Source organism: Citrobacter sp. ABFQG, from assembly GCF_004322975.1.
Classification (GTDB): Bacteria; Pseudomonadota; Gammaproteobacteria; order Enterobacterales; family Enterobacteriaceae; genus Citrobacter; species Citrobacter freundii.
This window is the reverse complement of the sequence record NZ_CP036435.1, coordinates 4244278-4260296: the sequence shown is the minus strand read 5'-3', so window position 1 is coordinate 4260296 and position 16019 is coordinate 4244278. Positions and strand designations below refer to the sequence as shown.

Below are 16019 nucleotides of genomic sequence, written 5' to 3'. Positions count from 1 at the left end.
GTTTTCATCTTAAAGTCCCCCGGTTGGTACTAGACAAAACTACTGCCAGGTTATCAAATGGTTAAATAAATCTTCGCCGCATGTAAAAAATCGACCAGCTACGTAACTGGTCGGCGTACATCGCGGTGTTTACACGCACGACGACATAACTTTCGGGAGAATTATGCAATCCTCTGTTAATCAAAAAGAAAGCCGAACTTTCTTCGGTCATCCTTATCCGCTCGGCTCATTGTTCTTTACTGAGATGTGGGAGCGTTTTTCGTTTTATGGCATTCGTCCGTTACTGATCCTGTTTATGGCGGCTACCGTTTATGACGGTGGCATGGGACTGGCGCGTGAAAATGCCTCGGCGATTGTCGGTATCTTTGCCGGTACCATGTATCTTGCTGCGCTGCCAGGTGGCTGGCTGGCGGATAACTGGCTTGGTCAGCAAAAAGCGGTGTGGTATGGCTCCATCCTGATAGCACTTGGTCACCTGTCGATTGCACTCTCGGCCATCATGGGTGACAACCTGTTTTTTATTGGCCTGATGTTCATTGTGCTCGGTTCTGGCCTGTTCAAAACCTGTATCTCGGTGATGGTGGGTACGCTGTATAAAAAAGGCGATGCGCGCCGCGACGGCGGTTTCTCGCTGTTCTACATGGGTATCAACCTGGGTTCCTTCATCGCGCCATTGATCTCCGGCTGGCTGATTAAAACTCACGGCTGGCACTGGGGTTTTGGTATCGGTGGTATCGGAATGTTGGTGGCATTGCTCATCTTCCGTATCTTTGCCGTTCCGGCGATGAAACGCTACGATAGCGAAGTGGGCCTGGACTCGACCTGGAACAGCCCGGTTGTGAAACGTAATGGTGTGGGCGCGTGGCTGCTGGCGCTGGCAGTTGGTGTAGCAATTGTTGTTACCCTGATTGCGCAGGGAGTGATTGTGATTAACCCGGTCGCGGTTGCCAGCATGCTGGTGTACGTGATTGCCGCGTCAGTTGCGCTTTACTTTATCTATCTGTTCGTCTTTGCGGGGCTGAACCGTAAAGAACGCGCCAGGCTGCTGGTTTGCTTTATCCTGCTGGTTTCCGCTGCGTTCTTCTGGTCTGCCTTTGAGCAGAAACCTACCTCGTTCAACCTGTTCGCCAACGACTACACTAACCGTATGATCGGCGATTTTGAAATCCCGGCAGTATGGTTCCAGTCGATTAACGCTTTGTTCATCATTCTGCTGGCCCCGGTATTCAGCTGGGCGTGGCCAAAACTGGCGAGCATGAATATTCGCCCAAGCAGTATCACCAAGTTTGTCATCGGCATTCTCTGCGCAGCGGCGGGCTTTGGCGTGATGATGCTGGCGGCGCAAGACGTGCTGGCAAATGGCGGCGCGGGTGTTTCTCCATTCTGGCTGGTAGGCAGTATCCTGATGCTTACGCTCGGCGAGCTGTGTCTGAGCCCAATTGGTCTGGCGACCATGACGCTGTTGGCACCGGAAAGAATGCGTGGACAGATGATGGGTCTGTGGTTCTGCGCCAGTGCGCTGGGTAACCTGGCCGCGGGTCTGATTGGTGGTCATGTGAAGGCCGACCAGCTTGATATGCTGCCAGATCTCTTCGCGCGCTGCTCGATTGCGCTGCTTATCTGCGCCGCGGTACTGATCGTTCTCATTGTTCCGATTCGTCGCATGCTGGAGAATACACAGACTAAACCGGCAACTAGCGCCTGATAGCACCTCGATGATGCCGGGGCAGACGTTATGCCCCGGTAATTCAACTTTTGAGGTGAGAACATGCTGTTAGGGTTTGTTGGGCTGGGCGCAGTCGTTGAAACGGCATACTTGCCCGCATTACGTAGCCTCTTCGGTGATTCATTACGCTGTGTGGGGTTTGATGTTCAACCCACAAAACAGCCAGCAGGCGTGACGCGTTGTACGTCGCTCGAAGAGCTGCTTACTCAGCCTCTTGATACCCTGTTCATCACGACCGCATCCTTGCATCACCTTGAGGTGCTTGAACAGGCCCTGGCCTCTCCCATCGCACGTATCGTGGTTGAAAAACCTATTGTCGCCACGCTCTCCCAAATTGAAAAACTGAAAATGCTGCTGGCTCAACCAGGAGCCGCCGATCGTGTACTGGCACTCGACCACTGGATGGCGCGCATCGAAACGGTGAAACGAGGGTTGGTCAGCACTTTTGCCGAGATTGTGAAAATCGAAGGTTTTTTGCAGGAGCCAAGTGGATTTAACGCTGCAGGGGAGCCGATAGCGCTTAACTTTGCCACCGGTGAACCGGACACGCGTGAACTTCGCCACCCGGATGGCGTGATTCTGGATATCGGTACGCACGTGTTAGCAATGCTGCGGGAAACGGTACGGTATCTGGGAGGGAATAATGAGATGGTGCTGCGGTTAGTGAGTGCTAAAGACCGTCTGGGACGTGATATCCCCCAGAGTGACCTGACCACGGCAGAAGGCGAGGCGCATCTTCAGGGGCAGATTAGTGGCATTCCACTGGATATCTGGCTCAACAAATATGCGGGGCCAGCTGGTGGGCAAAAAGGTCTGCGGCTTTATCTGCGTGACGGACGTATTATCAGCCATGACCGACGCGGTACAGAAGATGTACTGGAAGTGATTGACGGCGAGGTGGTACAACGCTGGAGCATTACCGGTACGATTTACGCCCATTGTCTCGCTGAGCAAATTCTGGGAGCGCAAAGTTTGTTTGAACGTTGTCCGCAGGAGGTGAGCCAAACGACACTGCGCAGGCTGGAAGAAGTGGAGTGCCTGTTAACATTGCAGCAGCAGTTACGTGGGCCACATTAAGTGCATGGTGTTAAAATAAAAGCAGCAATACATTTTCTGTATAAGGACACGATATGTCGATTACCTGCCCGGATTGTCATGCAGAGCTGGAGCCGCAAAATGGTGTGGCGCACTGCGAGCATTGTCACAAAGATATTCAACTGGAAGCGCGTTGTCCGGAATGCCATCTGCCACTGCAAGTATTAAAAGCCTGCGGAGCGGTGGATTATTTCTGTCAGAACGGCCATGGCCTTATTTCGAAGAAACGCGTGGAATATAATGTCATAATATAAATTATATTATGAATAATTTTTGCTGATTAATATTTATTATGAATGCTAATCAGCTTTAATCATTATTATTACAAATATTTTATCTTGCTTTGATAATCTGGCTGATTTTTTAGGATTATATTTAGGTTATAAAGGCATTCATTAGCGTGAATCATAAATATAATGTTCCTGCTGTACAGCAACTTTGTTAATACAGGAACATGTTATGGCCCGAAGGGCGCGCTTTGTTATCTTGCTTGTTCTATTCGTTTCTGGCGCAGTTATTGCCGGGGACAATATTGTTGCGCCTGCAGCAACCAATAACATAAGTGAGTCTACGTTGCCCGATCTCGGCAGTGAGTCGGTACTAAAAGAACAGCATAATAACGAAGATCAATCCATTAAAGAGAAAGGTGTCGACTATTTTATTAACTCTGCGACACAAGGCTTTGAAAACCTGACGCCTGACGCGTTGAAATCACAGGCGCAAAGCTATTTGCAAAATCAAATTACCTCCTCCACGCAATCGTATATAGAAGGGTTAATGTCACCGTACGGAAAAGTACGGACCAGTTTATCTGTTGGCGAAGGGGGCGATCTTGATGGTAGCTCTCTCGACTATTTTGTTCCCTTATACGACAACCAATATACATTGATTTTTACCCAAATCTCCGCGCAGCGTAAAGAGGACCGGACCATTGGAAATATCGGTTTTGGCTTGCGTCAAAATGTGGGGGATTGGTTACTCGGCGGCAACGCTTTTTATGACTACGATTTTAGCCGTGGGCACCGTCGCTTAGGTTTGGGCACTGAGGCATGGACAGATTATCTGAAGCTCTCTGGCAACTATTACCATCCACTTTCTGACTGGAAAGAGTCTGAGGATTTCGAGTTTTATGAAGAGCGCCCCGCCCGGGGATGGGATATTCGGGCTGAAAGCTGGCTGTCATTTTATCCACAGATCGGTGGGAAATTAGTCTACGAGCAGTACTATGGCGATGAAGTGGCATTATTTGGTACCGACAATTTACAAAAAAATCCCCATGCGGTAACCGTTGGTCTCAATTACATGCCTGTGCCGATGGTCACGTTGGGTGCAGATTACAAAGCCGGCACTGGAGATAATGCCGACCTTAGCATCAACGCAACCGTCACTTATCAGTTAGGTACGCCCCTGGCGGCTCAGCTTGATCCGGAAAACGTAAAAATTCAGCGCTCTTTAATGGGCAGTCGTACCGATTTTGTCGAGCGTAATAATTTTATCGTTCTTGAATACCGTGAAAAAGATCCCCTTGATGTTGCGTTATGGCTCAAAGCCGATGCGACCAATGTCCATCCTGAATGCGTAATTGAAGACACGCCTGAGTCTGCGGTGGGACTGGAGAAATGTAAGTGGACGATCAATGCGCTTGTCTCTCATCACTACAAAATCATCTCCGCCTCCTGGCAGGCAAAAAATAATGCCAATCGCACATTAGTGATGCCAGTAGTAAAAGCTGATGCCCTCACTGAAGGGAATAATAACCGCTGGAATCTGGCCCTCCCTGCGTGGGTCAATGCGGATACAGAAGCACAGCGTACAGAGTTAAATACCTGGAAAGTGCGCATGACCCTGGAAGATGAAAAGGGGAATAAGCAAAACTCGGGTGCTGTGGAAATTACCGTCCAGCAGGATCGTAAAATCGAATTGATTGTCGATAACGTCGCCGACGCCGATCGTACCGATCATAGCCATGAGGCCAGCGCTTTGGCGGATGGCGTCGATGGTGTTGTGATGGACCTGGTGCTGACTGATTCATTTGGGGATACGACCGATCGTAACGGTAAAGTGCTGGTGGATGAGGCTATGGCGCCTGAACTCTATGACAGCAATGACAAAAAGGTGTCGCTTTCTTCCACCGCTTGTACCGCCGAATTGCCCTGCGTCTTCATTGCCAGCCGTGACAAAAAGGCGGGAACCGTCACGCTCTCCAGTACGCTTCCTGGGACGTTTCGCTGGAAAGCGAAGGAAGACGTCTACGGCGACAGTAACTATGTTGACGTGACGTTTACCGGTGATGCGTTTGATGCGTTGAATGCGCTCATTTATCAAATGAAAACATCTTCTCCCGTTAATTTGAGCGGCAAACAAGATAGGCATCCTGTCGTTAATAATACCTATCGATTTGTACTGTGGCGTGATGCCAATAAAGACGGCGTTTTCCAGATGTCAGAACAACTGGCAGAAGATGAAATGGCGCTTTATGACTATCAATGGGAATTTACCGGGCAAAGCGTGACGGGAAATACCGGAGCACAAGCCAATACCCGCAATGAAGATCTGGTGTTGCCAGCAACAAATAGAGAGGCTGCGCAAAAATTCGCTGCTCATGAGCAGGATGGTATTCAGGGCTATGGCATACGCGTGGTGTATAGCCAGAAATAGTGTCAGCGTAGTGGCTGACCAGCCAGTCGCTGAATGTTGAAGAAAAAGGAGAGTCTTGATGCAATTAGTATTAAAACGGCGGCTGACGAAGGTCGCACTGGCGTTGGCTGTGGCAGGGTATTGTGCTGTGCCTGCAGTCGCGGCTAATGGGAATCTGAAAGCCGGTCAGTGGCAAAGCGCGACAGAAAGTACCGGTACTATTCAAGGGACTATCCCGTGGATTACACGGGCTGCAGATAAAACGGCGGAAACGGATAAAGCACATGTCACGGTGACGATTGACCGTGGTAGTCGAACCGTGGCAACTGAAGGTGACCGGCAGTTTCACGCGGGCGACAAAGTGAAGGTCAACTGGGCTATCGGCGATACGGAAGGTGACCTGGATGCGGATAACACGGCGACCAAAGCGACTGTGCAGTGGATGAGCTATAGCGATCAGAATGGCGGCGATGCACAAGAGATAGGTACAAAAGGCAGCGACACCTATGAAATTCAGGCTGCGGATGCCGATCGCTACATCGGTATTAAAATTACGCCTACCACAACTACCGGCGATCCGAATGTTGCCACAGAATTGCTGCTAAACGATCTGTCGACCAACGCTGGCGGTGGTTCTGACGATGATGACATTCCGGAAGGTCCGGTGGTCGATGCAAATGTCCACGTCGTCATCTACGAGGCGGGTACAACAACCAATCTGTTGGGCACGAGCACCAAACTTAAAACCAACACCACCTATAAAGTGCTGCTGTGGAAAGATAAAAACGCCAGTCGCTCTTACGATGCAGGTGAAGAAGTTACCAGTGATTACAACTACCGCTGGAAATTCACCGGTAACAGTCTGCAGTTGGGCACTGTGGGTGGGATTGTCAACGCTACCTACAACAATAGCGATCTGGTTATTCCGCTTACCAACGCCGAAGCGAAGGCTGCCTTCGATTATGCCGATGGCGTTACCCTCGGCAACGATGGCGTCCAGGGATATGGCTTGTCTATCGACTACCAACGTAAATAAAACCGTGCAAGACCGCTTCCTTAGGGAGCGGTTTTTCCGCGCCCTGTGTTTAGCTCGGGGTTAAGCAAAGTGTGTTGAAACGCGAACACAGAATAAATGGGTAGTGACTGCTCAAGGATGGGGGATCTGGCAGGTGAATAAAGTTTATCGCTCTTTACTGGCGTTAGCTCTGTTAATGGGTGCAGTGCCGGTACTTTCTGCACTAAAAAGTGGGGCATGGCAGGAGTTGCGCACAGCTACGGATGCGATAAACGGCACCCCGCCGACGGCGGACAGCGCGTTCGTTCCGGTTTATCAGGGCAGCGTTGTCCTCTCTCCCGGTGAAGCGCACGCTGTGGCCTTCAGCGCGATGCCCCGCGACTTCAGCGTTGACGATTCAGCCAGCGCACTGCAGCTGGCTAATCCGCTCGATACCGAGGGCGATCTGTTCGCCATACCGCCGCTGCGCTGGGAAAGCGAACAGACGCCCGCTATCAGTTTAGTCTGGGCAGATGCCGCTACACCGGATGAACCGCTTAACCCACAGCCAGTCGCCAATAAAACGTTCTGTGCGCAGAATATGGCCGGCGGGCATTACGTGGTCTGGCCGCAGCTGGAAGATAGCAGCGCGCTACCCGCGCTTTACCTCATTACGTCGACGGGAACACCGCACAGCAATACGGTTGCTTTAACCGAACAAAAAGTGGCGATTGACGTAGCTACCGCCGTGGGCGAGCCACTGTCACTCAGCGCCGTGCCGATGGACGATACGTTAAAAGCAGCCAAGGTCAAAGCAGGGGAAAGTATCACGCTGACCGTTACCACCCGCGATTGCGCCGGTAACGTGGTGGGCAATACCGCATTTATTATTACCCGCAGCGATGCGCTTAACCGCCAGAACATCGTCAATAATAATGCACCGGTACACGTTGGTGATACGGAACTGACCACCACGGCGACGGAATACCACGGTGTTACGGGCGCTGACGGCAAAGCGACAGTGACCGTCACCCAGGCAAACGGTCCCGGCGTAAAAACTACCCTGACGGTGATGCCGGCAAACAATATGGCGCTAAAAGACAGCGTCGATGTCATTTTCACCACCCTGACCAGCCCGGACAGCGACAAAGCGGCGATGTGGGGGCATATGGAAGAAAGCGCTACGGCAAACGTCGATGGCGTCACCTATACCTTCACGCGTCCAAAACTGGCGGCGGAAACCAGTGGCACTAGTGCTACTTTTGCTGCCAGCAATGAAAGCTGGGCGCAGTTTACCTGGGATAGCGCGGATAACCACTGTGCCATTTTGCCGGATGCCGAACAGCTGGTGGCGCTGCGGGCCGCCCACAGCACCGCGGCGGCCTATCCCGGTTGGCCAATTGATACCTACTGGTCGTCCACGAAAGATCAGCTCGATATTTATCACTACGCCACCAGTATGGGGAGCGGGGCGGTGATACGAGAAAGCAACAGTACGGCTTTACTGGTGAGCTGCGTGGATAAAGCGCTGCCTTTAGCGTATCCACAAATCACGCTTTCTCCCGATGCGCCATACAAGGCGGAAGTCGGCGAGACGATTGATGTGATAGCCAGCGTGGTTGACCGGAATACCAATAAACCGTTGCCTTATCGCTATCTTGAACTGTTTGTCGACCCCGCCTCTAACCGTAAAGGGGAGCATAAAGATGAGTGGGATAATCTGCGGGTCGTTGTCCGTAGTGATGATATGCGTGCATCGTCCCCGGAACACTATACCGGGGTAACGGACGCGAACGGTCAGGTACATTTGTCGTTAAGTCATGACAGTGGGGTAGGGGTAGAAACGCCGATCCACATTGTGATGGCGGATGATGAAGGCGCAAGCATCACGTTCCCCTTTAATGTGATTTTTACGGTGATAACCAGCCCGGACGTTGACGGGGCGAATATGTATGGCCATATGCAACGGGGTATTGTGGAGAAGGGTAATCTCTACAAGCGTCCGCTATTGGCGTCCGAAACAAGTCATAAAACCGGTCAGCAAAGTGAAAATAGCGAAGAATGGGCCACCTTCGATTCTCTGATCTCTGCCACGAATCAATGCGGCGCAGGTCAGGTCCCCGACACGGGTTCTCTTGAAACGCTCTACAGCGCACATCCTGATAATAAAATCCTGACAGAACACGGCTGGCCGACGGCGTCTGATGCTTATATGGCCGATGATGCCACGCAGATGGCGTACTTTAATCTGGACGATGGTAGCAAGGGGGTCGGTGGCTCAGCCCACTATCTGACCTGTTCAGCCAATGAAATGGTGGCTCAACTGAGCGTCTATTTCAATGACGATGTTTCGTTACGCCTGCCCGTCGCCAAAACTGGTGAGCAAATCAAAATGAACGTCCATTCACAAAATGCGTTGAACGGAGCAACGATAGCGAATGTGAAGTTTTCAGTCACCATGGGGCTCGGCAAAAATCGCAGCGGGATGACCACCGGCTTTACTGACCCAAGTCAGGGGGAATTGCTATTTGACAGCGTTGCCTATGGCGCGGGTACATCTTCAATGACGTATGAGGGGATGACGGATGCGAACGGTGACGCGCAAATTATTCTTGCGCAGCCACGCGGCGTGGGGTTAATCACACCGCTAAGCGTAGTACCGATTGATTCACTGCTGAACTCGCCTATCTCGCGTAGCGTGAAGTTTACCGTTCCGACAAGCCCGGATACGCCAAAAGCCCATATGTGGGGGCATATGGCGGACGCCGTAACCGTGGATAATCTCACGTTTGAACGCCCGAAACTGGCGGCAGAGTCAGGGGCAACCCGAACCCAGGATGAAGCGAATGAAACCTGGGCTCGCCTCACACATGCCGATGCGCTGGGAAATACCGCAGCCGGGGGATGTGCGCTTAATCGTCTGCCACGTATCGACCAGCTTACCACTTTGTACAATGCCAACAATGACGGCGAGATACATACGGTTGCCGGATGGCCTGTGGGGCTGGACTACTGGTCCGTCACGTACGCCAGCCAGTCCAGCTGGCAACAGATATCGTTGTCGGGTGGTGAGGTGACGGCGGGGGGCGATGTTTCGGATTACGTCAGTTGCCTGACCAGCGATAACCCGGCGGCGGCGTCCATCACCATTGAACCGGTGGATGCGTCGCAGTGGTATGACAACAACGTTAATAGCGTACATGCGGTAAGAGTGAAGAAAGGCGAGACGCTACAACTGAAGGTCACGGTGAAAGACGCCAATGGAAACCCTGTGCCGCAAGCGCCTTTTGTCATGAGCCGTGGTGATGGTTTTACCCGACAGAATGTTAAACATGCCGCTGGCAGCGGTGATGATATTGTGTCGCCGGTGGTCATTGACGGCGAATCTGTTAACGACACGGCGACGAAAATCGGCGGCCTGACGGGCGTGGACGGCAGCAAAATCATCAATGTGACCCGCCCGGATACGCATGGCACTAAAGTGGCGATAACGGCGGCGCTGTACGGCAATGCCAGCGTGAGTGCCAGCCTCGACACCATCTTTACGGTGGTCACCAGCCCCGACTCGGACAAGGCGACGCTGTGGGGGCATATGACGGACACGCTGACGGCGGCAGACGGTACGAACTACCACCGGCCGCAGCTGTACGGGGAGTTAAGCAGCACCAACAATGTGACGAGCTATACGGAAGATAACGAGGTGTGGGCCGGGTTCTATGGGCCTGATAGCGGTAAGAGCAATCCGGACAGTTGCGCCAAAGGCTACTATCCCACGGTCAGTTCGCTGGATTCTCTGTACAGTAAATATCCTGACAGAAGTATCAAAACAGTGCAGGGCTGGCCTATTGACCGTTCTTACTGGAGCGGCACCTACAGTAGCTCGTTCTCGACTGAAACGTTCTCACGTTATTCGGCAGTTGACCTGGACGATGGCAGCCATCAGACATTATCCGCGACGGACGCTAACGGGAGACAGTACCAGATTTGTTCGGATACGCAGACGGCGCAGGCGGTATTGATTACGCTCACGTCAACGCTGACGCAGGATGCCACTGCGCAGGCGGTGAAGGTAAAAACGGGCGATACCATTCCACTGCTGATCACCACCACCGATGCCGCTGGCAACCCGGTGGGGAATATCCCATTTACCCTTAAACGTGACAAAGGAACAGCCCGTACCACTACTTATACCACCTGGAGTACGCCAACGATGCAACTGACGCAGAGCGGGCAGGCGTCGCAGAGCTGGAGTTTCAACGGAACATACTACGGCGTGACGGGCGCAGACGGTACGCTGGCTGTCGATTTGGCTGAGAGTAGTGGGCCAGGCGTCAAAAACGTGCTGACCGCCGGTCTATATAACAGCACAACGGTTACTGCGTCGCTGCCTGCGGTGTTTACGACAATCACCAGCCCGGACAGCAATAAAGCCAATATGTGGGGCCATATGCCGGAAACCTTCACCGCCAGCAACGGCACTGAATTTATGCGTCCCAGACTTATGGATGAGCTGGATTCAGCCACTGATACGACTGCCGTTATAGAGAATAATGAAAAGTGGTATACGGTGAAAAACATCGAGAAAGGACGTGGCGCCTGCGCAATGAACCGGATGCCGCGAGCCGCTGATTTGACCTCATTGTCTCAAGGTCATCCGAATGGCGCGTTAGCGACAGATTTAGGCCTCCCGATGATAACGTCGAAATCATGGTGGGCGGGTGATATGGCGATAAAAAGTCAAACCTCGCTGGCGTATCAATATATGAGTCTGAAGACGGGTGTTATCAACACGAACTCAGCATCGACCGTAAGTAATGTTGCACAATTGTGTCTGACCACGGCGCATGAGTCGTTCATCTCCCTTGACTCCAGCGCGTGGAATGAAGAAAAACAGGCTTTTGTGGCGAAAAAAGGCGAGGCGATACCGGTAACCGTAACCGTGACGGACGCAGCCGGCAGGCCGCAGGCGAATACGGTTGTGAGGGTGATGCGCGGCTTTTCATCCTCCCGCAGCAATACATCGGTATCCACCAGTGCGGCAACCATGACGCTCACCCCCACTTCGCCATTGGGGACGGTACTGACCAACTTCACTGGCAACAGTAGCTTGTATGAAGCGACCGGTGAGGATGGTATGTTGCAGTTAACATTAAATCAGGACAATACCACCGGGCTGAAAACGACTATTACCGCCAGCCTGGCAAGTGACAGCCTGGTGAAGGCCAGCAAAGACACCACCTTTACCGTCATTACCAGCCCTGATGTGGCGTCAGCAGATTACTGGGGGCATATGCCGGAGACGGTGCCGGGACCGGATAACGTTGTTTATCAGCGTCCCCACTTGCAGGCAGAAGCACCGTCGGGGGTAGGTTATCTCCTGTACAATAACGAAAAATGGGCCGCGCCGACGCCTGGGCAGGTGCTTTCGACGGATAAATCCGTATGCGGTATTGCGTTTACGCCGATGATGAGCGACCAACAGGCGCTGTATCAGCGTTATCCTCATGGTACGCTGGAAGCGCAGTATGGCTGGCCGGTGAAATCCGATCAGCTCTGGTGGCCGGCTGATTTAAAGTCAGGAAATGCCTATCACACTCTGAACCTGAATACTGGTCAGGTATCCAAGCAGACGAATTCCTCAACGAAAGAGATGCAGGCTTGTCTGGTTGACGCGCGTAATATCCCTGGCTTAATCACGCTGACCTCGACGGTGATGGATGTGGCGAAAGCAGCAGCTGTAGTGAAGAAAGGCGAAGCTATTCCGCTGACGGTGACGGTGAAAGACCGCGCTGGTAATCCAATGCCAAATGAGCCGTTTACCCTGAGTCGATCTGATGCGGAAAGTCGGAACGGTACTGCATACACAGTGAATGGCGCAGACGATTTAACATTGCAGGCGCTGTCTCCTTCGTTGTCAACGACATCAATGACGACAACCAGCGTCGTGTTTAGCGGTGTAACTGGGGCTGACGGTACGGCAACCTTTACGGTGCGCCAGGATGCGAGCCTGGGGTTAAAAACGGCGCTAACGGTTACCGCGACCAATGATGTGTTGCTAGCAACCACCTCAACGCTTGACGTGATATTTACCGTAATAACCAGCCCGGACAGCAACAGCGCCGCTATGTGGGGTCATATGCCGGACACTCTAAGTGTTGATAGCATAACGCTACACCGGCCGCTGCTGTATAGGGAATCCCCTGGAGCAACGGACCAGAGGACGGATAATTATGAATCATGGGCCGGTGTCTATTCTCGAGATACTGGTACTGGCTATGATATGAGCAATAACTGTGGTGGGGTGGCCTATTTCCCGGAAAAAAGTTTACTGGAGAAAATGAGAGACGAACAGATAGCAACAGCTAACGGATGGCCTGTGTCTGTACTGCGTTATGTGAGCCGTACACCTTCGACGTATAACTATTGCGAGGTTTCGTTAAATGAAGGGGGCATCACAAATTGCCCAACAACCCCGACGGGGTCGAATTCGGGCGGGATAGGCTATGGGGCCTGTATTGTGCCGTAAATGCTCACATAGAACGAGGCAAGTAAGAACGTTATTGCGAACGGCGTGGCTTTTTAGTTGGGGTAATGTTGTGAACTTCGCTGGTAATCCAGCCGTCCTCCAGTCGGGTGGTCAGTAGATCGCCCGCTTTCACCTGTTTTACTTTTTTCAGCACCTCTCCATTCTGTGCGGTGGAGACGCTATAGCCGCGCGCTAATGTTGCCAGCGGGCTGACGGCTTCCAGATGGGTGACCGCGTTGCCGAAACGCTCGCGCTGCTCGCTTAGCCGCGCGCGAATATTTTCCGCCAGTCGATATTCCAGCTGCTGAATACGTGTTTGCACGCGGTGGATACGCGGCTGTGGGTTCTGCTGGTTCAGCCGCTGCAGCATGCGCTGCTGACGCTGATTGGCCTGTTTAATTTTATTCTCAAGTGCGAAGTTCATTCTCTGACGCAGTCGTTCCAGCACGGTCTGCTGGCGGGCCAGACGCAGCTGCGGATGCTGCTGTTGCAAGCGGTGATTAAGCTGGGTAAATCGGCGAGTTCGGTTGGCGAGATAGTAATCCATCGCCATTTCCAGACGTTGTTGACCATGCTGAATTTGACGCAGCAGCTCGAGCTGATTGCGGCTGACAATTTCTGCAGCCGCCGACGGCGTTGGCGCGCGCAGGTCGCCGACAAAATCGGCAATGGTCACATCGGTTTCATGGCCGACGGCGCTGACCACCGGAATGCGGCTGGCAAATATCGCCCGTGCTACGCGCTCGTCGTTAAAGCTCCACAAATCTTCCAGCGAGCCGCCGCCGCGCCCGACGATTAATACGTCACACTCGCCACGGGCGTTTGCCAGCTCAATTGCGCGCACAATCTGCCCCGGCGCATCGTCGCCCTGGACAGCGGTTGGATAGATAATAACGGGCAGGGAAGGGTCGCGGCGTTTCAATACGTGGAGAATATCGTGTAGCGCTGCCCCGGTTTTCGAGGTGATCACCCCGACGCAGTGGGCCGGTGAGGGCAGCGTTTTTTTGAACTGCTGATCGAACAGCCCTTCAGCCTGCAGTTTGGCCTTCAGTTGCTCATACTTCTGTTGCAACAGACCTTCACCCGCAGGCTGCATGCTCTCAACAATTATCTGGTAGTCCCCACGCGGCTCATACAATGTAATGTTGGCGCGCACCAGCACCTGTTGCCCGTGCTGCGGGCGGAACGTTACCCGGCGGTTGCTGTTGCGAAACATCGCGCAGCGAACCTGAGCGGTGTCATCTTTGAGCGTGAAGTACCAGTGACCGGAGGACGGCTGAGTGAAATTGGAGATTTCACCGCTGATCCACACTTGCCCCATTTCCTGTTCAAGCAGCAAACGAACCGTCTGATTCAGGCGGCTTACGGTAAAAATTGAGGTGGTCTGAGAGGATAACATGTGAGCGGGATCAAATTCTAAATCAGCAGGTTATTCAGTCGAAAGTAACATGCTCACAGAGGAGCGCAAGGTTTTTTTGCAAAAAAGTGTGGATGCAATCGGTTACGCTCTGTATAATGCCGCGGCAATATTTAATAACCTCCCAGGTGAGATATTGCCCATGCTACGTATCGCAAAAGAAGCCCTGACGTTTGACGACGTCCTCCTCGTTCCCGCTCATTCTACCGTTCTGCCGAATACTGCTGACCTCAGCACCCAGTTGACGAAAACCATTCGCCTGAACATTCCTATGCTCTCCGCAGCAATGGACACCGTGACGGAAGCGCGCCTGGCAATTGCCCTGGCCCAGGAAGGCGGCATCGGTTTTATCCACAAAAACATGTCCATCGAGCGCCAGGCTGAAGAAGTTCGCCGCGTGAAAAAACACGAATCTGGCGTGGTAACTGACCCACAGACCGTACTGCCAACCACTACTCTGCGCGAAGTGAAAGAACTGACCGAGCGTAACGGCTTTGCAGGCTACCCGGTGGTGACTGAAGATAACGAACTGGTCGGTATCATCACCGGCCGTGATGTGCGTTTTGTGACTGACCTGAACCAGCCGGTTAGCGTATATATGACGCCAAAAGAGCGTCTGGTGACCGTTCGTGAAGGCGAAGCGCGCGATGTCGTTTTCGCCAAAATGCACGAAAAACGCGTTGAGAAAGCGCTGGTTGTTGATGACAGCTTCCATCTGCTCGGTATGATCACCGTTAAAGATTTCCAGAAAGCTGAACGTAAACCTAACGCCTGTAAAGACGAGCATGGTCGTCTGCGCGTGGGCGCTGCGGTTGGCGCGGGCGCAGGTAACGAAGAGCGTGTTGACGCGCTGGTTGCCGCGGGCGTTGACGTACTGCTGATTGACTCCTCTCACGGCCACTCTGAAGGCGTACTGCAGCGTATTCGTGAAACTCGCGCTAAATATCCTGATCTGCAGATTATCGGCGGGAACGTTGCTACGGGCGCAGGTGCTCGCGCTTTGGCTGAAGCTGGCTGCAGCGCTGTTAAAGTGGGTATCGGCCCTGGCTCCATCTGTACTACCCGTATCGTGACCGGCGTCGGTGTTCCGCAGATCACCGCCGTTTCTGATGCCGTTGAAGCGTTGGAAGGCACTGGTATTCCAGTTATCGCCGATGGCGGTATTCGTTTCTCCGGCGACATCGCTAAAGCGATTGCCGCTGGTGCTGCCGCAGTGATGGTTGGTTCCATGCTGGCGGGTACTGAAGAATCCCCGGGCGAAATCGAACTGTACCAGGGCCGTTCTTACAAATCTTACCGCGGTATGGGTTCTCTGGGCGCGATGTCCAAAGGGTCTTCTGACCGTTACTTCCAGAGCGATAACGCCGCTGACAAACTGGTCCCGGAAGGTATCGAAGGCCGCGTAGCCTATAAAGGCCGCCTGAAAGAGATCATTCACCAGCAGATGGGCGGCCTGCGCTCCTGTATGGGGCTGACCGGCTGTGGTACTATCGACGCGCTGCGAACGAAAGCAGAGTTTGTACGCATCAGCGGTGCGGGTATTCAGGAAAGTCACGTTCACGATGTGACCATCACCAAAGAGTCCCCTAACTACCGCATGGGCTCCTGATAAGTTTCCGCGCCC

General features: G+C 52.9%; 8 protein-coding genes. 7 read left to right on the top strand and 1 reads right to left on the bottom strand.

Annotated elements, in window-relative coordinates:
* Window positions 1–163: 163 nt before the first annotated feature.
* From WN16_RS21000 to WN16_RS20975, 6 genes are all read left to right on the top strand, one after another.
* On the top strand, window positions 164–1705 hold the full coding sequence (locus WN16_RS21000) for a peptide MFS transporter (protein WP_003037736.1): 1542 nt from the start codon (window positions 164–166) through the stop codon (window positions 1703–1705).
* A 63-nt stretch (window positions 1706–1768) separates the two neighbouring features.
* On the top strand, window positions 1769–2803 hold the full coding sequence (locus tag WN16_RS20995; RefSeq protein WP_016150754.1) for a Gfo/Idh/MocA family oxidoreductase: 1035 nt from the start codon (window positions 1769–1771) through the stop codon (window positions 2801–2803).
* Window positions 2804–2856: 53 nt separating this feature from the next.
* Complete coding sequence (locus WN16_RS20990; protein ID WP_003838464.1) at window positions 2857–3075, top strand: zinc ribbon domain-containing protein; 219 nt, start codon at window positions 2857–2859, stop codon at window positions 3073–3075.
* A gap of 205 nt (window positions 3076–3280) precedes the next feature.
* A complete protein-coding gene (gene sinH / locus WN16_RS20985; protein ID WP_044702000.1) occupies window positions 3281–5479 on the top strand; it encodes an intimin-like inverse autotransporter SinH in 2199 nt (732 codons plus the stop codon).
* 58 nt (window positions 5480–5537) lie between these two features.
* Complete coding sequence (locus WN16_RS20980) at window positions 5538–6494, top strand: SinI family autotransporter-associated protein (protein ID WP_044702002.1); 957 nt, start codon at window positions 5538–5540, stop codon at window positions 6492–6494.
* A 133-nt stretch (window positions 6495–6627) separates the two neighbouring features.
* On the top strand, window positions 6628–12978 hold the full coding sequence (locus WN16_RS20975; protein WP_044702009.1) for a DUF823 domain-containing adhesin: 6351 nt from the start codon (window positions 6628–6630) through the stop codon (window positions 12976–12978).
* Window positions 12979–13009: 31 nt separating this feature from the next.
* On the opposite strand, the gene xseA is transcribed toward WN16_RS20975, so the two are convergent.
* On the bottom strand, window positions 13010–14377 hold the full coding sequence (gene xseA / locus WN16_RS20970; RefSeq protein ID WP_016150751.1) for an exodeoxyribonuclease VII large subunit: 1368 nt from the start codon (window positions 14375–14377) through the stop codon (window positions 13010–13012).
* 160 nt (window positions 14378–14537) lie between these two features.
* On the opposite strand from xseA, the gene guaB reads away from it, so the two are divergent.
* On the top strand, window positions 14538–16004 hold the full coding sequence (gene guaB, locus WN16_RS20965; RefSeq protein ID WP_003037756.1) for an IMP dehydrogenase: 1467 nt from the start codon (window positions 14538–14540) through the stop codon (window positions 16002–16004).
* The last annotated feature ends 15 nt before the right edge of the window (window positions 16005–16019 follow it).